At 70.7% G+C, this 17665-nt stretch carries 15 protein-coding genes; 10 read left to right on the forward strand and 5 right to left on the reverse strand.

Annotation, left to right across the window (positions count from 1 at the left end; genetic code table 11):
• Nucleotides 1-59 precede the first annotated feature (59 nt).
• Both ABZ215_RS34880 and ABZ215_RS34885 read right to left on the reverse strand, forming a co-directional pair.
• Complete coding sequence (locus ABZ215_RS34880) at nt 60-521, reverse strand: TetR/AcrR family transcriptional regulator (protein WP_354954601.1); 462 nt, start codon at nt 519-521, stop codon at nt 60-62.
• 64 nt (nt 522-585) lie between these two features.
• On the reverse strand, nt 586-1224 hold the full coding sequence (locus ABZ215_RS34885; RefSeq protein WP_020415787.1) for a GntR family transcriptional regulator: 639 nt from the start codon (nt 1222-1224) through the stop codon (nt 586-588).
• Nucleotides 1225-1276: 52 nt separating this feature from the next.
• On the opposite strand from ABZ215_RS34885, the gene ABZ215_RS34890 reads away from it, so the two are divergent.
• The 3 genes from ABZ215_RS34890 to ABZ215_RS34900 are packed head-to-tail and all read left to right on the forward strand — an operon-like array spanning nt 1277 to nt 5674.
• A complete protein-coding gene (locus tag ABZ215_RS34890; protein WP_354954603.1) occupies nt 1277-2656 on the forward strand; it encodes an FAD-dependent oxidoreductase in 1380 nt (459 codons plus the stop codon).
• A 13-nt stretch (nt 2657-2669) separates the two neighbouring features.
• Complete coding sequence (ilvD, locus tag ABZ215_RS34895; protein ID WP_354954605.1) at nt 2670-4334, forward strand: dihydroxy-acid dehydratase; 1665 nt, start codon at nt 2670-2672, stop codon at nt 4332-4334.
• A gap of 32 nt (nt 4335-4366) precedes the next feature.
• On the forward strand, nt 4367-5674 hold the full coding sequence (locus tag ABZ215_RS34900) for an MFS transporter (RefSeq protein WP_354954607.1): 1308 nt from the start codon (nt 4367-4369) through the stop codon (nt 5672-5674).
• Here the strand turns inward: ABZ215_RS34900 and ABZ215_RS34905 are convergent.
• Nucleotides 5661-6674, reverse strand: coding sequence for an Lrp/AsnC family transcriptional regulator (locus ABZ215_RS34905; protein ID WP_354954609.1), 1014 nt, complete (start codon nt 6672-6674; stop codon nt 5661-5663). The genes ABZ215_RS34900 and ABZ215_RS34905 overlap by 14 nt on opposite strands.
• Before the next feature lie 97 nt (nt 6675-6771).
• Here ABZ215_RS34905 and ABZ215_RS34910 point away from each other — a divergent pair, with 97 nt between their 5' ends.
• The 6 genes from ABZ215_RS34910 (at nt 6772) to ABZ215_RS34935 (ending at nt 14523) form a co-directional block, all read left to right on the forward strand.
• Nucleotides 6772-8055, forward strand: a complete 1284-nt coding sequence (locus ABZ215_RS34910; protein WP_354954611.1) for an MFS transporter — start codon at nt 6772-6774, stop codon at nt 8053-8055.
• Complete coding sequence (locus tag ABZ215_RS34915) at nt 8052-9518, forward strand: M81 family metallopeptidase (protein ID WP_354708475.1); 1467 nt, start codon at nt 8052-8054, stop codon at nt 9516-9518. The genes ABZ215_RS34910 and ABZ215_RS34915 overlap by 4 nt, the downstream gene beginning before the upstream one ends.
• Before the next feature lie 358 nt (nt 9519-9876).
• On the forward strand, nt 9877-10887 hold the full coding sequence (locus tag ABZ215_RS34920) for a LacI family DNA-binding transcriptional regulator (RefSeq protein ID WP_354954613.1): 1011 nt from the start codon (nt 9877-9879) through the stop codon (nt 10885-10887).
• 175 nt (nt 10888-11062) lie between these two features.
• On the forward strand, nt 11063-12235 hold the full coding sequence (locus tag ABZ215_RS34925; RefSeq protein ID WP_354954615.1) for a CaiB/BaiF CoA-transferase family protein: 1173 nt from the start codon (nt 11063-11065) through the stop codon (nt 12233-12235).
• Nucleotides 12228-13028, forward strand: coding sequence for an enoyl-CoA hydratase/isomerase family protein (locus tag ABZ215_RS34930; RefSeq protein WP_354954617.1), 801 nt, complete (start codon nt 12228-12230; stop codon nt 13026-13028). Before ABZ215_RS34925 ends, ABZ215_RS34930 begins: the two co-directional genes overlap by 8 nt.
• A 109-nt stretch (nt 13029-13137) precedes the next feature.
• Nucleotides 13138-14523: an MFS transporter gene (locus tag ABZ215_RS34935; RefSeq protein ID WP_354954619.1), complete on the forward strand. Its 1386-nt coding sequence runs from the start codon at nt 13138-13140 to the stop codon at nt 14521-14523.
• A gap of 72 nt (nt 14524-14595) precedes the next feature.
• On the opposite strand, the gene ABZ215_RS34940 is transcribed toward ABZ215_RS34935, so the two are convergent.
• Nucleotides 14596-15012 (reverse strand): hypothetical protein, encoded by a 417-nt coding sequence (locus ABZ215_RS34940; protein WP_354954621.1) that lies wholly within the window; start codon nt 15010-15012, stop codon nt 14596-14598.
• 70 nt (nt 15013-15082) lie between these two features.
• Between ABZ215_RS34940 and ABZ215_RS34945 the strand changes: the two genes are divergently transcribed.
• Nucleotides 15083-15925 carry a LysR family transcriptional regulator gene (locus ABZ215_RS34945; protein WP_354954623.1) on the forward strand — a complete coding sequence of 281 codons (843 nt, stop codon included), beginning with the start codon at nt 15083-15085 and terminating at the stop codon, nt 15923-15925.
• Here ABZ215_RS34945 and ABZ215_RS34950 read toward each other — a convergent pair.
• Nucleotides 15922-17631 (reverse strand): FAD-dependent oxidoreductase, encoded by a 1710-nt coding sequence (locus ABZ215_RS34950; protein ID WP_354954625.1) that lies wholly within the window; start codon nt 17629-17631, stop codon nt 15922-15924. The genes ABZ215_RS34945 and ABZ215_RS34950 overlap by 4 nt on opposite strands.
• Between the last annotated feature and the right edge of the window lie 34 nt (nt 17632-17665).

The following is a 17665-nucleotide window of genomic DNA, read 5'->3' on the forward strand; positions in this document are numbered from 1 at the left end:
CACCCGCTACGACAAGTTGGCCACGCTCTACCGCGCCGCCATCCTCATCCACGACGTCATCACCTGGACAAAGACATTGTCAGACACGGCCTAGGTGCAGACGCCTGCGGTGGCGACCCGGTCTCGCTTGCGTGCGGCCTGCTCGTCGTCGCCGAAGCGGTCGACACCCCAGGACAGCGTGACGACGAGTGCAGGTCGTGCCAGATGCGCAGTTGCCAGGTCAGCCGCGCCAGCCATTCGGCGAGAGCCTCGCGCGGGGAGGCGGTGCGGGCCAGTTCGCCGGATTCGGCCACGGCCTCCTCGATGCTGGTCTGCATGACGGCGGCGAGCAGGTCGTCCCGCGTCGGGAAGGTCCGGTAGAGCGTGGCGTTGCTCACCCCCGCTTTCAGGGCGATGCCGTCGAGCGAGGCCCGGTGCGTGCCGAGAAGCGCTCGTACGGCTGTCGGCGCCAGTTCGCTGCCAGGAGGCCAGCCGGTGGAGATCGAACTCGTCGCCGCGGTCGTGGAGTGAGCTTCCGCCACTGTGCTGCGCGCTCAGTCCGGCGCGCTGAGCGCGGACACACACAGCGCTGCACGACGGAACCACTCACTGGTCCCGCAGGGTCCGGTAGGTGAAGTCGGTCAGGTAGTCGTTCAGCCTGAGGGAGGCTTCGGAGGCCTTGGCCTGATCGCCGTGGCAGATGGCGCGGAGAATGTCCCCGTGGAGGTCGGCCGCTTCGGCCAGTTCCGCCTTCGGGTTTCGCAGGTGGGCGAACCAGAACCGGCGTGAGAGCCCCTGCAGCGGGGCCATCGCCACCGACAGGTACTCGTTGTGCGCGGCCTCGACGATCAGGGTGTGGGTCGACTTGAGCAGCTCCCCGAATCGTCTGGGATCGTCGCCGTCGAACTCGCTGAGCACCTCGGCGAGTGCCAGGATGCGCTCACGCTGCTCCGTCGTGGCCCGGTGGGCGGCGAGGCGCACCGCGAGCTCCTCCATGGAACGGCGTAGTTCGAGCACCTTGAGTTGCGCCTCGATCGACGTCGGGGCGACGAACACGCCCTGGCTAGGGTGGATCTCCACCATGCGCTCGCGTGCGAGCCGTTGCAGCGCCTCGCGCACCGGCGTGCGGCCGAGCCCGGTGCGTTCCATCAGGCGGGCCTCCGACAGCAGCGAACCAGGCGGTAGTTCCTGGAACGTGATCATGCGTTCCAGCACGTCGTAGGCCTGGTCGGCCTTGTTCGCCACGGGCGCCTCCTCCTCGTTCCACCGCTGGGCCTGGACAATACCGCGACCGGCGATGTACAACCGGTACATGACCAATATATCGCGCTGGTCGCTGACCGGTGGAGCGGCCGACCGGGGACTCGAAGTGCTGGCCGAGGTCGACGTGCTTGTCGTCGGGGCAGGTGCGGCCGGGGTCGCGGCGGCGGTGGTCGCGGCCGAGGCGGGTAAGTCGGTGCTCGTCGTGGAGAAGTACGGCTTCGCCGGCGGCGCGGCGGTCGCCGGGATGTCCGGCACGATCTGCGGCATGTACCTGGCCTCGGATGCCGACCGGGAGCCGAGGCAGGTCGTCGCGGGGTTCACCGAGCGGTTCCGCGGGGAGCTGGCCGCCCGGGGCGGCCTCACGGCGCCGCAGGTCTACGGCAAGACCTGGACCGTCGCGCACGATCCGCTCGTGTGGCGCGAGGTCGCGGACGACCTCCTCGAAGGCGCGGGCGTCACGGTGCTCTACCACACGGCCGTCGCCGCCGTCGTCCTTGACGGCGACACCCACCGCGGGGTGGTGATCGAGTCGAACGCCGGCCGGGCCGTGGTGCTCGCTGCCAGGACGATCGACGCATCGGGTGACGCGGCTGTGGTCGCCCGCGCCGGGCACCGCTACACCTTCGGCGACAACGGCGCGATCCAGAACCCGACCATGTTCTTCCGCCTCGGCAACGTCGATGTCGAGCGGTTCCTGGAGTTCTACGGCGAGGACACCATCTGCCCGCCCTACGTGACCGAGGAGATCCTCCGGGCGCGAGGCGCCGGGCTGGACCTGCCGCGGCAGAAGATCTGGATCTTCACCACTCCCAGGCCCGGCGAGCTGCTGGTCAACGCGACCCGGCTGGCCGGCCGCGACGGCCGGATGCTCAACGTGATCGACCCCGCGGACTTCACCGAAGCCGAAATACTGGGCCGGCGGCAGGTCCGGTCGTACGCGCGGTTCCTGATCGATCGGATCCCCGGTTGCGAGAACGCGTTCGTCGTGGACACGGGGGTCGAGGCCGGGATCCGGCAGACCCGCACGATCGCCGGGATCGAGCGGTTGTCCAACGACGACGTCCTCGCGGCACGCAAGCGCGAGGACGGGATCTGCCGGGTGCCGTGGCCGATCGAGCTGCACGCCGGTGACCGGCCCAAACTGACCTGGTTGCTGGACGACTACTACGAGGTGCCCTACGGCGCGCTCGTGCCCGAACGCGGCGAGGGCGTCATCGTCGCGGGCCGCTGCCTCAGCGCCGAGCACGAGGCACTCGCGTCGGCGCGGGTCACCGCGCAGTGCTTCGAATACGGCCACGCGGCCGCGGTGGCGACCGTGATGTCGCTGGACAAGGGCCTGCCCTACCGCGGGCTCGACGGCCGCGAGATCCGGTCGGTGATGGCCGCCGGCGGAAGCGCCCTTTCCCTTTCCTGACTGGAGAAACACCATGGAACAGCTGCGGAGCAACTTCGAGCCCGGCACCACCCGGTGGGCCGTGCGCCGCGCGCAGTGGAGCGCGATGGGCATCAGCGCCGAGGACCAGCGCAAGCCCAAGATCGCGATCGTCAACACCTCCTCGAAGTTGTCGGTGTGCTTCGCGCACCTCGACGACGTGGCGGGAGTGGTCGCCGGCGCCGTCCGCGAGGCGGGTGGGCTGCCGCTGGAGATCCGGACGACCGCGCCGTCCGATTTCGTCACCAGCGCGGGCCGCAAAGCGCGCTACCTGATGCCGACCCGCGACCTGATCGTCAACGACGTCGAAGCCGCCGTCGAGGGTGCGCAGCTCGACGGCATGGTGTTGTTGTCGAGCTGCGACAAGACGACCCCGGCCCACTTGATGGCCGCCGCGCGGCTCGACCTGCCCTCGGTGGTCGTCATCGGTGGCTACCAGCGCGGAGGGACGTTCTCCGGCTGTTCGGTGGACATCGACTCGGTGTACGAATCGGTGGGTGCGGTCGCCTCCGGGAAGCTGAGCGTGGACGACCTCGGCGAGATGGCCGACCAGGCGATCGAAGGGCCCGGCGTGTGCGCGGGACTGGCGACGGCGAACACGATGCACGTGCTCGCCGAGGCCCTGGGCATGACGATGCCGGGTTCCGCGCCCACCCGTGCGAACTCCCCGGCGATGCTCGAACGCGCCGCGGCCGCGGGGCGGCGCGCCGTCGAGCTGGTCCGGGAAGGACTCACCGCCCGCCAGGTGCTCACACGCGACGCCATCGAGAACGCGGTGGAGGTGGCGCTGGCGCTGGGCGGCTCGGTCAACTGCATCCGGCACCTCACCGCCGTGGCCGCGGAAGCCGACCTCGACCTCGACGTCGTCGCGTTGTTCGAGGAGAAGGGCCGCGGCGCGAAACAACTCGCCGCCATCCGTCCCAACGGGACACATCAGGTGTGGGACCTCGACCGGGTCGGCGGGGTCCGCACCGTACTGCGTGCGCTGGCACCGAGGCTGCACACCGGCGCGCTGACGGTGTCCGGCAGCACCGTGGCCGAGCTGATCGCCGACGTGGCCGGACCGGACGGCGACGTGGTGCACCCGTTGGACGAACCCGTGGCCGACGAGCCGGGCCTGCTGATCCTGCGTGGATCGCTGGCGCCGGACGGTGCAATCGTCAAGGTCGCCGGGGTGGGCGCGGCACGGCGGCAGTTCCGCGGGCCGGCCAGGGTCTTCGCGGGTGAGGACGAGGCCATCGCCGCGCTCGGCCAGGGAGAGATCGAGCCGGGACACGTGATCGTGCTGCGCGGGATGGGCCCGAGGGGCGGCCCGGGCACGGTGTTCGCCGCGAGCTTCGTGGCCGCGCTCAACGGCGCCGGCCTCGGCGGCCAGGTGGCCGTGGTGACCGACGGCGAACTGTCCGGGCTCAACCACGGGCTCGTCGTGGGACAGGTGATGCCCGAAGCCGCCGACGGCGGGCCGCTCGCCGGAGTGCAGGACGGGGACGCCATCTCGATCGACCTCGACGCACGGCTGATCGACGCGGAGCCGATACGCGACGGGAAACCCGTCACCGCCGGTGATCCCGGCAGCGAACGCGGCTGGCTCGGCCAGTACGCGGCACTCGTCGGCCCGATCCAGCGGGGCGCGGTCCTGCGCCGTCCCGCCCGCCACTGACCTTTCCCCGGCCACCGAAGGAGCTGCCTTTCATGACCGAATCCCGACGGCACGCCCGCAGAGCCGGGATCGCCGCCCTCGTCGGCACCACGCTCGAGTGGTACGACTTCCTGATCTACGGCACGGCCGCCGCGCTGATCCTGAACAAGCTGTTCTTTCCCGCGATCAGCCCGGTCGCGGGCACACTGGCCACGTTCGCCACCTACGCCGTCGGATTCCTGGTCCGGCCGCTGGGCGGCATTGTGCTGGGCAATCTCGGCGACCGGCTCGGCCGCAAGACGATGCTGGTGCTGACGATCGTGCTGATGGGCGTCGCGACCGCGCTGATCGGTGTGCTGCCCACCTACGACCAGATCGGCGCGTGGGCGCCGGTCCTGCTGATCCTGTTGCGGCTCGTGCAGGGCTTCGGCGCCGGAGGCGAGTACGCCGGTGCCGTCGTGCTGTCGGTCGAGCACGGCGACCAGCGGCGACGCGGGCTGGCCGGTGCGTGGGCCCCGGCCGGGTTCGCGCTCGCCACCCTGCTCGCGACCGGGATCTACCAGCTGTTCCTGCTGCTGCCCGACGAACAGTTCCGCCAGTGGGGCTGGCGAGTGCCGTTCCTGCTGGGGATCGTCATGCTCGCGATCGGCTACTTCATCCGCAGCGGCGTGGACGAGACTCCCGCGTTCAGGAACGCGAAGCAGGCCGAGGAGACCAAGACGGGACTGTTCGCCGCGCTGCGGTACCAGCCGAAGAGCTTCCTGGTCGTCATCGGTGCCCGGTTCGCCGAGAACGGCTTCGCCTACCTGTTCCCCGTGTTCGCGGTCGCGTTCCTGACCAAGCAGCTGGGCCTGTCCGACTCGCTCGGGCTGACCGCGGTGATCATCGCCTCGGCCGTCCAGGTGGGTGGGGTGCCGCTGTTCGCCTGGCTGTCCGACCGGTGGGGACGGCGGCCCGTCTACGCGGCCGGCGCGGTCGCGTCGGCGCTGTGGACCGTGCCGTTCTTCCTCCTGCTGGAAACCCGCGAGCCGGTGGCCGTCGTCGTCGGGTTCGTGGTGGGACTCGGCATCTGCTACCCGGCGATGCTGGCGCCGCAGGCGGCGTGGTTCGCGGAGCTGTTCGAGACCAGGACCAGGCTCGCCGGATTCGCGTTCGCCCGCGAGATCGGTTCGGTGCTGGCGGGCGGGTTCCTGCCGCTGATCGCGACCGCGCTGCTCGCCTGGTCCGGCCACTGGTGGCCGGTCGCGGTGTACCTGGGGGTGCTGACGGTGCTCACCCTCGTCGCGCTCGCCGTGGGCCCCGAAACCCGGCGCCGCGACATCGAGTCCGCCGGCACGCGCCCGACGGTCACGACGGGGTAGCCCAGGGATCGACGGGGACGACGCGGGTGCTGCGGCCCAGCTCGTCGACGATCCGGCCGTGCACCTTGACCTGCCGCAGCACGATCCTGCGGTCCACCACGGCCGCCTCGGGGCAGTCCACCGCGATCCGGGTGAGCAGCTTTCCGAGGTGGTCCAGAGACCGCAGGCTCACGATCAGGGAGAGATTCGCCGGACCGGGGACCGCGGCGCAGTGCCGGGTCTCGGGCCAGGCGCCCAGCCTGCGGCCCGTCTCGCGCACGTGAAGGTCCGGCACCGCCAGCCACAGCAGTGCCATGGACTCCCACCCCGCGAGCGGGCGGGCGACGTCGCACCGGAACGTGATGTCGCCGTGCCGCCGCAGGCGGTCGAGCCGGCGCTTGACCGCCTGCGGCGACGTGCCCAGCTCCGCGGCCAGCTCCGTGTACGGGCGCCGCCCGTCGTGCCCCAGCGCGAGGAAGAGCGCGCGGTCGGCCGGGCCGAACGGACGGATCTGCTCCGGTGCCGGCCCGGCGGGCTCGCGGACCAGCTCGGTCTGGGCGCGGTTCATCACGCCGAGCCGCCACACCACCCCGCCGAAAAGTCCACTGTAGACGTACGAGCGGGCGTTCACGACGTCCGGCGGCATGGGCAACGTGCGCACCAGAACCTCGGCGATGGCGGGCAGGGTCGGTGCCAGCACCAGCGCGAACACCCCGAACTCGCCGGTGGTGACTCCGACGGTCGACACGTTCGGCAGCTCGGCGAGAGCCAGTGCGACGCGCTCCGCCGTCCCCGGACGGCACGTCAGTTCCAGCAGCGCGCCGCGCATCGCGCTGTTGCTCAGCGCCACCGTGACCCAGGCCGAGCCGGACTCCAGCAGGTGCTGCCAGCGCCGCGCCAGCGTGACCGGCGCGAGGTCCAGCGCTTCGGCGAGGCTCGTCCAGCTGGCCCGCGGGTTGACCTGGAGCGCGTCCACCAGCGCCAGATCGGTCTCGTTCAGCAGCTGGGTGTCACTATCCATCGTCCGGCGCGCCTCCACCGTCAGTATCCGTCGATTTTCCGAGGAACTCCGGGTTCTTCTGGAGTGTAATCGGAAATCACCGGACCAGGGAGTGACCATGGTCGACATCTCCGGCAAAGTCGTCCCGGACGCGCTGTACCGCAAGGTCGGCCGCCGGATCCTGCCGTTGCTCGTGGTGTGCTACGTCTTCGCCTACCTCGACCGCGTGAACATCGGCTTCGCCAAGCTGCAGATGACCACCGACGTCGGGATCAGCGAGTCGGTCTACGGACTGGCGGCCGGAATCTTCTTCCTCGGCTACGTGCTCTTCGAGGTGCCGAGCAACCTGCTGCTGCAGCGGATCGGCACCCGCAAGACGGTGTTCCGCATCATGCTGCTGTGGGGCCTGACCTCGGCCTCGATGCTGTTCGTGCACGACAGCACCAGCTTCTACGTGCTGCGGTTCCTGCTCGGCGTGTTCGAGGCCGGGTTCGCGCCTGGGATCATCTTCTACCTGACCTACTGGTACCCGCCGGCGCGGATGGCGGCGGCGATGTCGGTGCTGATGATCCCGGGGCCGCTCGGTTCGATGATCGGCGGGCCGCTGTCGTCGCTCGTGATCACCGCGTTCGACGGCGGGTTCGGGCTCGCCGGGTGGCAGTGGATGTTCCTCGTCGAGGGCCTGCCGTGCGTGGTCCTGGCGTTCGTGGTGTGGAAGGTGCTGCCCGACGGGCCCGCCGAAGCCCGCTGGCTCACCCCGGCCGAGAAGGCCCGGATCGCCGCGGCCGTGACAGGGCCCGAAACCACGCGCCACCACAGTTTCCGGCGGGTGCTCACCGATCCGAAGGTCTACGCTCTGGCCGTCGGCTACTTCTGCCTGATCAGCGGCCTGTACGCGGTGAGCTTCTGGCTGCCGACCATCCTGCGGGAGAACGGCCTCGCCAGTACCGTCGAGATCGGACTCTGGACTGCGGTGCCGTATGCGTGCTCGCTGGTCGCGATGTTCTGGCTGTCCCGCCGCTCGGACCGCCGCGGGGAACGCCGCCTGCACAGCGCGGTCCCGGCGCTGGTCTCCGCCGCCGGGCTGGCGGTGGCCGCGCTCACCGCCCAGTCGTTCGCGGTCTCGATGCTCGCGATGGTCATCGCCACGGCCGCGATGTGGGGCTCGTACACGGTTTTCTGGGCGATCCCGTCGGCGTACCTGACCGGCACCGCCGCGGCGGGCGGCATCGCCCTGATCAACAGCATCGGGCTGCTCGGCGGCTTCTTCAGCCCCACGTTGATCGGTTACGTCAAACAGGCCACCGGGAGCACTGAGGCGGGTCTGCTGTCAATGGTCGCCCTGTTGCTGGCCGGGGGGCTGCTCATCCTGTTCACCACACTGCGGAACGAGGCACGATGAAGATCCTGGCCGCTGGTTTCCAGCACGAGACCAACACGTTCGCCGACACTCCCGCCGGTTACGCCAACTTTCAAAACGGGGAGGGGTTCCCGGCTCTGTGCCGTGGCGAGGACGTGCTGCGGCTGGCGAACGTGAACCTGCCGATCGGCGGTTTCCTGCGCGCGATGCGGGACGTGACCGTGCTGCCGGTGATCTGGGCGGCCGCGTCGCCGTCCGGGCCGGTGACCGCCGACGCCTACGAGCGCATCACCGGGGAGATCCTCGGCGCGGCCCGCGCTGCCCGGCCGGACGCGGTGTACCTGGATCTGCACGGCGCGATGGTCACCGAGCACCACGACGACGGTGAGGGTGAGCTGTTGCGCCGGCTGCGCGCGGTCGTCGGCGACGACGTGCCCGTCGTGGCGAGCCTGGACCTGCACGCGAACCTGTCCGGGGAGATGTTCGCCTCGGCAGACGCGCTGGTCGCCTACCGCACCTACCCGCACGTCGACATGGCGGAGACCGGTGCTCGCGCGGCGGGGCTGCTCGCGCGGCGGATCGCCGGTGAGGAACTCCGGCCGGTGTGGCGGCGGGTGCCGTTCCTCATCCCGATCAACGCCGGCTGCACCGATCTGGAGCCGGCCTCAACCGTCTACCGTGGACTGGCGGAGGGAATGTCCTTCGCCGCGGGGTTTCCCGCCGCGGACATCCCCGATTGCGGTCCGGTGGTGTTCGGCTACGGCGGCGACGGGGTGGCCGAGGAGGTCGACCGGGTCCACGAGCACGTCACCAGCCGCGAAGCGGACTGGGCGATCGCGCTGCCCGACGCCCGGCAGGCGGTCGCCGAGGCGATCCGGCTCAGCACCGACGGGCCGGTCGTCATCGCCGACACCCAGGACAACCCCGGGGCTGGCGGGACCGCGCGGACCACCGGGCTGCTCAAGGCGTTGCTCGCCGCGGACACCGGCCCCGCGGCGATCGGCCTGTTCACCGACCCGGAGGTGGCCGCCGCCGCTCACGCGGCCGGGGTCGGCGCGACGATCACCGTGCCGCTCGGCGGGGAACCGGCCGTGCCCGGTGACAGCCCCGTGCACGGCCGGTTCACGGTGGAGCACCTGTCGGACGGCCGCTGCCGCTTCGACGGCCCGATGATGCACGGCAACGTCGTCGACCTCGGCCCCTCGGCGTGCTTGCGCCACGGTTCCGTGCGGATCGGCGTCACGACCGGACGGACGCAGGTGTTCGACCGCAACCTGTTCCGGATGGTCGGGATCGAGCCCGAGCGCCAGCGGATCGTCGTGGTCAAGAGCTCCGTCCACTTCCGCGGTGACTTCGCCCCGATGGCCGCCCACATCCTGGTCGCGAAGGCTCCCGGGGTGATGGCCGCCGATCCAGCGGATCTGGTGTGGACGAAGCTGCCGCCACAGGTGCGGATCACTCCCGCCGGGCGGGCGGCGGATCGCGGACCTCAGCGAGCGTCGTGACCGTCTCCGGGCCCCGGGACGGTCGGCGCAGGTGCGCGCCCCCCGGCAGGGGGAGTGCCCTGGCGTTCGGTGGCACCTCCCCGCAACACGCACTCGGCTGGGAGCGACGGCCCCAGCCGCAGCGCATGACCCCAGTGCTCACGCGGCGTTCCTAGTTCATGGCCGATCAGCCTTTCCTGGCTTCCGTGGGCGAGGCCAGGGCGACCGGCTGCCCGCCGGATCGGTGGCCTCGCTGACATCGATGGTGCTCACTCGAACCCGGAGGCAGTAAAACACGGCGGACGCCCGTGCACAACCGGTTGTGCATTTCGCGCAACCGGTTGTGCCGCTGGTGTCCGATCGCGATATGCTCCAGCCCATGGCCACGTTGCGGGAGGTCGCCGAGGCGGCGGGGGTGTCCAAGGCGGTGGCTTCGCGTGCTCTGACGGGCGACTTCAGGACCCGGATGAGCGAGGAGACCCGCCGTCGGGTGCGCGCGGTCGCCGAGGAGCTCCAGTACGTGCCCAATCACCGGTCGCGGGCGTTGCGGTTCGCCAAGTCGGGCGCCGTGGGCCTGATCGTCCCGGACGTGAACAACGCCGTGTTCGCCGAGATGCTGGCGGGCGTGCAGGACCGGGCGGGCGAGGCGGGCATGTCGGTGCTGCTGGGTCAGATCGACCCGCCGCCGGCCGGCCGCGACCAGTTGCGCCGGCTGGTCGCCGAAGGCCGGGTGGACGGGGTTCTCCTGCAACGGCGTGAGGATTTCGACGACCAGCGCCTGCGTGAGGTGCTCGCCGGGGATCCGCCGGTGGTGCTGATCAACTCCATGCTGGCCGGGCGCGCGGGCTCGGTCGTTCTCGATGACGTCCGCGGGGCCGCGACGGCGACCCGGCACCTGATCGACCTCGGTCACGAACACATCGGTCACCTCGCCGGTGTGGCCGACCACGACACTGCCGTCCGTCGTCACCACGGTTTCACCGAGACCATGCGCGCGGCGGGACTCCGGGTGCGTCCGTCGTGGGTCGAGCGCTCCGGCTGGGAGGCTCCTGGTGGCGCCGCGGCCGTCACCAGGATGATGCAGCGGAAGACGCGGCCGACCGCGCTGGTGGTCTCGAGTGTCAACGCCGGAATCGGGGCGTTGTCGGCGCTGAGCCGCCTGGGTGTCCGGGTGCCCGAGGACCTGTCGGTCGTCGCGATCAACGACACCTGGGTCGCCGAAACCTGGGCGCCCGCCCTCACCACCGTGCGGATGCCGCTGCGCGCCCTGGGGCGCCGCGCGTGTGGAATGCTGCTCGACCACCTTGCGGGACAACGACTCGGCGATGTCGTGGTCGAGGAGCCGGCGCCGGAGCTGATCGTCCGGGAGTCGACGCGGCCGGTCCCTTGACCGGGAGGCGGCCACCGCTTACCATCGTCGGCAGTGTCCACTGTGGCACTTCACTCGAGCCCGGACTTTCCCGTTCGGAGCCCCGGGATCGCTTCGCAGCTGCCCCTGCCCACAACCGCGATCCCTTGCCGATGCGCGTCGGCTGAGGCTCCTCGTTGACAGGACGAGGGCGACAATGCTTTCCGGAATCAAGATCGTCAGTTTCACCCATTTCCTGCAAGGCCCTTCGGCGACGCAGATCCTGGCCGACCTCGGCGCGGACGTCGTGAAGGTGGAACCGCCGCAGGGTGCCTTCGAGCGCGGCTGGTCCGGCCCGGACGCCTACGTCGAGGGTGTGTCGGTGTTCTTCTTGCTCGGCAACCGCAACGTGCGCAGCATGGCTGTCGACCTGAAGAACGACGAAGGGAAAGCGGTGCTGCGCCGGCTGATCGACAGCGCCGACGTGCTCATCGAGAGTTTCCGCCCAGGGGTGATGGACCGGCTGGGGCTCGGCTACGAAGAGCTGCGCCGGACCAACCCCCGGCTGGTCTACTGCTCGCTGTCGGGTTACGGGTCCGACGGCCCGTACAAGGATCGCCCCGGACAGGACGTGCTCATCCAGTCGCTGTCCGGGCTCGCGTCGGCGACCGGCCCGGCGTCCGGGCCGCCGACCCCGGTGGGCGCCTCGCTGGTCGACCAGCACGGTGCCGTGCTCGGCGCACTGGGCATCCTCGCCGCCCTGCACGGACGCGAGCGCACCGGCGAAGGCACCAGGGTGGAGAGCAACCTCCTCAACGCCGCGCTGGACCTGCAGATCGAACCGTTGTCGTACCACCTGAACGGCTTCCGCGGGCAGCGGAGCACCAGCGGGATCTCCTCGCCGTTCTACAAGGCGCCCTACGGCGTGTTCGCCACGGCCGACGGGCACCTCACGATCTCCCTGACCAGCACCGACGCCCTGAGCAAGGTGCTGGAGGAACCGTGGTTCCGCGGAGTCGAACCCGACGCCGAGTACGCGATGCGCGAGGAGATCAACACGCGTATCGCCGAACTGCTCGCCCGGAAGAGCACGAGGTACTGGACCGAGCGCTTCGCCGAGTTCGGTGTCTGGCACGCCCCGGTCAACAGCTATGACGACGTGGTGGCAGATCCGCAGGTGCGCCACAACGAGACGTTCCTGTCCTTCGACCACCCGTCGGCAGGTCCGGTCCAGGTCCTCGCCCACCCGATCCGTTACGGCGGGCAGCGCCCGGGAATCCGCCGCCTGCCCCCGGCGCTCGGGGAGCACACCGGGGAGGTCCTCACCGAACTCGGGTACTCCGCTGGGGAAATCGCCCGCCTGATGGAAGGCGGTGCGGTGCATGGCTGACACGGCGCCCTGCCCGGTGCTGGTCGAGCGGTCCGCGCCCATCGCGGTCGTCACGATCAACCGGCCGGAGAAGTACAACGCGATCGACGCCGCTGTCGTGGACGCGCTCGAAAACGCGCTCACCGAACTGGAGGGCGATCCCGCCATTCGCGCGATCGTGCTGACCGGCGCGGGCAAGGCCTTCGCCGCCGGTGCCGACATCGCGTTCTACGCCGACGCGGACCGCGTGTCGTTCGACGCCTTCACTCAGCGGTGCAACGAGTTGTGCGACCGGATCGCGAAATGTGCGGTCCCCGTCGTGGCGGCGGTGAACGGTCTGGCGCTCGGGGGCGGGTTCGAACTCGTGCTCAGCTGCGATGTCGTGGTCGCGGCGGACGAGGCGTCGTTCGGTCTGCCCGAGGTCTCCCTCGGGCTGCTCCCGGGGTGGGGCGGTACGCAGCGGCTGACCTGGCACGTCGGACCCAACCGCGCCAAGTGGCTGGTGATGTCCGGCGAGCGCCTCGACGCGGAGGCGGCCGAGGCGGCAGGCATCGTCACCCACCGCTGCGCCCAGGACGAACTCGCGGCCCGGGCGGCCCAGATCGCCACCACCCTCGCCGAGCAGGCGCCACTGGCCGTCGCCGCGATCCGCGAGGCGGTCACGGCCGCCGTGCCGGCCGCGGCGGAAGCGTCGGCCGGCGCGGGTTTCCAGCTGGAGAGGGCGAAGCTGTCCGCTCTGTTCGAGTCGTCGGACGGCAGGGAAGGGATCGCGGCGTTCGTCCACAAGCGACCGCCTCACTTCCGCGGTCGCTGACCCGCCACACTACTTCTGACCGCCCGTCCACGGACGGTGCCGCGCGCCGACCGTTTCATCCGCGCTGCACAACCGGTTGTGCAGTTCCTCATCGACAAAGGAGTCACCCATGCGAGCACAGCAAGCGAGCCCGCCGCCGAGCGGGCTGCGCAAGGTCGTGGCGGCCTCGATGGCCGGCACCGTGGCCGAGTGGTACGAGTTCCTGCTCTATTCGGCGTCCTCGGCACTGGTTTTCGGCGCGTTGTTCTTCCCGCAGTCCGACGAGCCGCTCGACGGTGTGATCAACGCATTGCTCGTCTACGCGGTGGGCTTCGTAGCCCGCCCGCTCGGCGGGATCGTCTTCGGGCACTTCGGTGACCGTCTCGGCAGGAAGAAGCTCCTGCAGCTGAGCCTGTTGCTGGTCGGGGCGGCGACGTTCGCGATCGGCTGTGTTCCCGCCTTCGCTTCCATCGGGTACTGGGCGCCGATGATCCTGGTGCTCCTGCGGTTCGTACAGGGCTTCGCCCTCGGCGGCGAGTGGGGTGGCGCGGTGTTGCTGGTGGGGGAGCACAGCCCGGACCGCAGCCGGGCGTTCTGGTCCAGCTGGCCCCAGGCGGGGCTGCCGATCGGCAACCTGGTCGCGACAGTGGTCCTGCTCGGGCTGTCGGGAGTGCTCTCACCGGAGCAGTTCCTGTCCTGGGGCTGGCGCACCGCGTTCTGGGCCTCGGCGGTCATCGTGCTGATCGGTTACTACATCCGCACGCAGGTGGAGGAGGCTCCGATCTTCCTGGAGTCGCTGGAGAAGGCGCAGGCGCGGGAGAACGAGCGGACTTCGATCATCGAGGTGGTGCGGCAGTACCCGCGCGGTGTCCTCGTGGCGATGGGCGCGCGGGTCGGTGAGAACATCCTGTACCAGGTGGTGGTGACGTTCTCGATCACTTACCTGGCGCTGCGGGTGGGCAGCAGCACGACCGACATCCTGTTGCTGCTGGTGTTCGCGCACCTCGCGCACATGGTGCTGGTTCCGTTGTTCGGCCATCTCGCGGACCGGTGGGGCCGCCGTCCGGTGTTCCTCGCCGGTTCGGTCGCCATGATCGGGTGGGGTTTCGCCGGGTTCCCGCTGATGGACACCGGATCCCCGGTACTGATCGTGCTGGCGCTGGTGCTGGGGGTCGCCGTGCACGGCCTGATGTACGCGCCGCAGCCGGCGATGATGGCCGAGCTGTTCCCGACGCGGATGCGCTACGCCGGCGTGTCACTCGGCTACCAGACGACGTCGATCTTCGCGGGCTCCCTGGCGCCGTTCATCACCGCGACGTTGCTCAAGAGCTTCGGTTCGTCGATCCCGATCGCGCTGTACTTGGCGGTCGCCGCGATCATCTCGACCATCGCGGTGGTCACGACCCGGGAGACGAAGGGTATGTCCCTGTCCGCGTTGGACAGCCCTGTCGAAAGCCCGGGTGCGGGCGCGGGTTGCGGCGTGCCGGTTTCCACGAAGCCCGGCGAGGATGGGTGACAGCGGGTCGCGGAGTGTGGGTGCCCCGGGCCAGCCGGTCCGGGGCACCCCTGGACGCCATCCGACAGGGCTTCACGCGTCGACGTCGCGCCTGCTGGGTTGTCTCGCGGCAGGATGAGCCGGCCGTACACCTTGCCACCGATCAGGCCCGTCGGCCGTCGTCGACTGACAGGGCGACAGGGCCTCGTGGTTGGTCCATACGACCTGGTAGGGATGCCGCGACTGCCAGCGCTGGATGAGCTCCTCGGTGCCGGGCACCGTGAAGACCGCGTTGAGCGCGTCGACGTCGGCGACTCCGAGCTGGATGATCGCGCTGGCGACGAAGACGGGACTGTGGTCGTCGGCGGGCACGCGGATGTGGCGCCGGGCCGCGAAGGTCTCGACGCGGCCGGAGCCCAGCATCTGGTTTTCGATGTCCTTCAGGTATTGATCCAGTTCGGCGTCGGGGATTGGCTGGTCGAAGGAGACAATCATGGTGTGGTTGAGCACGAACCGATTCAAGCAACGACAGCCGTGCTGAGTCCAAGACCGGTTCGCCATCCGGCGATAACCTGGAGGCATGATCGAGGTCGAGACGCGCGAACTGGCCTACTTCGTCGCCGTCGCGGAGGAGCTGCATTTCGGCCGTGCGGCGGTGCGCCTGTCGATCGCCCAGCCGGCGCTGTCGAAAGCGATCCGGCGCGTCGAGGAGCGGCTGGGGGTGCAGCTGTTCGTGCGTTCGAGCAGGCGCGTCTCGCTAACGCCGGCGGGCGAGGCCCTGCTGTACCACGGCCGCCACGCGCTGAACGCGATGAGCGTCGCGGTGCAGCAGGCGCGACAGGCTGGTGACGCCGACGCGCACCTGCGGCTCGTGATCAAACCCGGCGGCGACGCGAACCTGCTGTCGGGCATTCTCACCGCTTACGCCCAGCTGCCCGACGCACGCCGGGTCGACATCCTCTTCGGTGGTGCCACCGACCGCGCGGACTACGTGCGCGACGGCCGGGCCGACCTGGCACTGCTGTACGCGCCGTTCGACGATCTCACGGGGCTGGCGTACGAGGCGCTCCACGTCGAGGACCGCGTTGCGATCCTCCCCGCCGATCACCGGCTGGCCGCGCGGGAGGAGGTGCGGCTGGCCGACCTCGAGCACGAAACGGTGCCGCGGTGGAAAGGCGTGCCCGGCGGCGGGACGGGGCCGGAGCTGGTGGACGTGCCCCAGATGATCCAGATGATCGCGCTCGGCCGCACGATCGCGGTGCTTCCGCGCTCGCTGGTCGAACCCGTGCCGCCGGGAATCGTGTGCGTCCCGGTCGTCGACGCCCCCGCCAGCGAGATCGTCCTGGCCTGGGCCGAGCTGGACCGCCGTCAGCTCGTGGCCTCGTTCGTGGCGGCGGCGCTCGCCGCCACGGGCAAGCGCTAGCTCGCCGGTGCGGGGCGTGCCTCCTTCGCGCGTCCGCGGGGTTGCTGGGCGTTCGCCGCGAACAGCCGGTGCAGTAGCTGGATCGCCACCGAGCCTTCGCCAACGGCCGAGGCCACGCGTTTCACCGATCCGTGCCGGACGTCGCCGGCGGCGAAGACGCCGGGCATGCTCGTTTCGAGGAGCAGCGGGTTGCGCCGCAGTGGCCAGGTGCCGTCGCGGAGGTCGGATCCGGTGAGGACGAAACCCTGGTCGTCCCGGTCGAGCTCGGGTGGCAGCCAGCGGGTGTGCGGCCGGGCGCCGATCATGATGAACAGCCCGTCCGCGCCGGTGGTCTCCTCGCCGCCGGTCGCGCGGTCGCGGAGCACGAGGTGGTCCAGCCGCCCGTCACCGCCGCCGCCCACGATCTCGGTTCCGGTGCGGACTTCCAGCCCGGGGGTCGCCGCGATCTCGCGCGTCAGGTACTGCGACATCCCGGCGTCCAGCGACGAGGCGCGGACCACGAGCGTGACGCTGCGGGCGTAGCGGGCGAGGTACAGCGCGGCCTGGCCGGCCGAGTTGCCGCCACCGAGCACGTACACGTCGCGGCCGGTCATGGCGGGCGCTTCGGACGACGGCGGGCCGTAGAAGACCCCGGCGCCGCTGAGGGCTTCCAGCGCCGGCAACCCGAGCTGGTGGTAGCTCGCGCCGGTGGCCAGGAGGACCGCGCGGGTCCGCACACGGGCGTCGCCGGACAGGGTGACGACCACCTCGCCGTCCGCGCGCTCCAGGCCGAGCGCCTGCCGCATGAAGGCGAACTTCGCGCCGAAGACCCACGCCTGGTCGTAGGCCTGCTGGGCGAGGCGTCGGCCGCTGACCCCGCGGGGGAACCCGAGGTAGTTGCGGATCAGCGAGCTGGAGGTCGCCTGGCCGCCGAGCCCGCCCTCGTCGACGACCAGCGTGCTGAACCCCTCCGACGCGCCGTACACGGCCGCGGACAGCCCGGCCGGCCCGGCGCCCACGATGACCAGGTCGAACTCCATCCGCTCGGGGCTCACCGGCGAGCCCGACGCCAGCGCCAGCTCGGTGTTGCTCGGGTCGGTGAGGACCGTGCCGTCGGGGAAGAGGACGACCGGCAGCCGGATCCCGTCGCCCACCGTGGCCAGGCGTGCGCGGCCCTCGTCGGAGTCGGCCAGGCAGAACGAGTGCGGGATCGCGCAGCGGCCGAGGGTCTGGCGCAGCTCGTAGGCCCGGCCGGACCAGCTCTCCCCGATGACGTGGATGGTGTAGGGCGAGGTCCGCCGTGACTCGGCCCAGTCCAGCAGCGAACTCGAGATCGCCTGGTGGAACGCCTCGTCCGGGGTGGCCATCGGCCGCAGGACGTAGTGGTCGATGAGCCCGCGGGCGATCGAGGTGTAGATCGCCTCGCCGGTTTCGCGGTCGCCCCAGTCGCCCCACGCGATCAGCAGCCCGCGTTTCGCGTGGGGGTGGAGGCGGCGGGTGCGGTCCAGCAGCTCGCTGCCGGTCATCCCGGGCAGCCACTGGCCGGCGAGGACGAGCGCGACCTCGTCACCCGCGCCGGCGAGCTCTTCGAGAACGGTGAGCGCCTCGTGCGGGGAGGACAGGCACACGATCCGGTAGTGCCGGGCGTAGCGCTCCCGCAGCTCCCGCTCGACATCCCCGAGTACGTCCGCATTCCCGTCGACGGCGACGAGCACTGCGCCGGACATGCCGAAGACTGTAACCGCTCGTCGGCCGCCTGGA

This window comes from Amycolatopsis sp. NPDC006131 (assembly GCF_040614175.1).
In the GTDB taxonomy this organism is placed as follows: Bacteria; Actinomycetota; Actinomycetes; order Mycobacteriales; family Pseudonocardiaceae; genus Amycolatopsis_E; species Amycolatopsis_E tucumanensis.

Coding starts and splice junctions, on each gene's coding strand:
- ABZ215_RS34890 (WP_354954603.1), top strand. CDS start 1,277: ATGTACAACCGGTACATGACCAATATATCGCGCTGGTCGCTGACCGGT.
- ilvD (WP_354954605.1), top strand. CDS start 2,670: ATGGAACAGCTGCGGAGCAACTTCGAGCCCGGCACCACCCGGTGGGCC.
- ABZ215_RS34900 (WP_354954607.1), top strand. CDS start 4,367: ATGACCGAATCCCGACGGCACGCCCGCAGAGCCGGGATCGCCGCCCTC.
- ABZ215_RS34905 (WP_354954609.1), bottom strand. CDS start 6,674: ATGGATAGTGACACCCAGCTGCTGAACGAGACCGATCTGGCGCTGGTG.
- ABZ215_RS34910 (WP_354954611.1), top strand. CDS start 6,772: ATGGTCGACATCTCCGGCAAAGTCGTCCCGGACGCGCTGTACCGCAAG.
- ABZ215_RS34915 (WP_354708475.1), top strand. CDS start 8,052: ATGAAGATCCTGGCCGCTGGTTTCCAGCACGAGACCAACACGTTCGCC.
- ABZ215_RS34920 (WP_354954613.1), top strand. CDS start 9,877: ATGGCCACGTTGCGGGAGGTCGCCGAGGCGGCGGGGGTGTCCAAGGCG.
- ABZ215_RS34925 (WP_354954615.1), top strand. CDS start 11,063: ATGCTTTCCGGAATCAAGATCGTCAGTTTCACCCATTTCCTGCAAGGC.
- ABZ215_RS34930 (WP_354954617.1), top strand. CDS start 12,228: ATGGCTGACACGGCGCCCTGCCCGGTGCTGGTCGAGCGGTCCGCGCCC.
- ABZ215_RS34935 (WP_354954619.1), top strand. CDS start 13,138: ATGCGAGCACAGCAAGCGAGCCCGCCGCCGAGCGGGCTGCGCAAGGTC.
- ABZ215_RS34945 (WP_354954623.1), top strand. CDS start 15,083: ATGATCGAGGTCGAGACGCGCGAACTGGCCTACTTCGTCGCCGTCGCG.
- ABZ215_RS34950 (WP_354954625.1), bottom strand. CDS start 17,631: ATGTCCGGCGCAGTGCTCGTCGCCGTCGACGGGAATGCGGACGTACTC.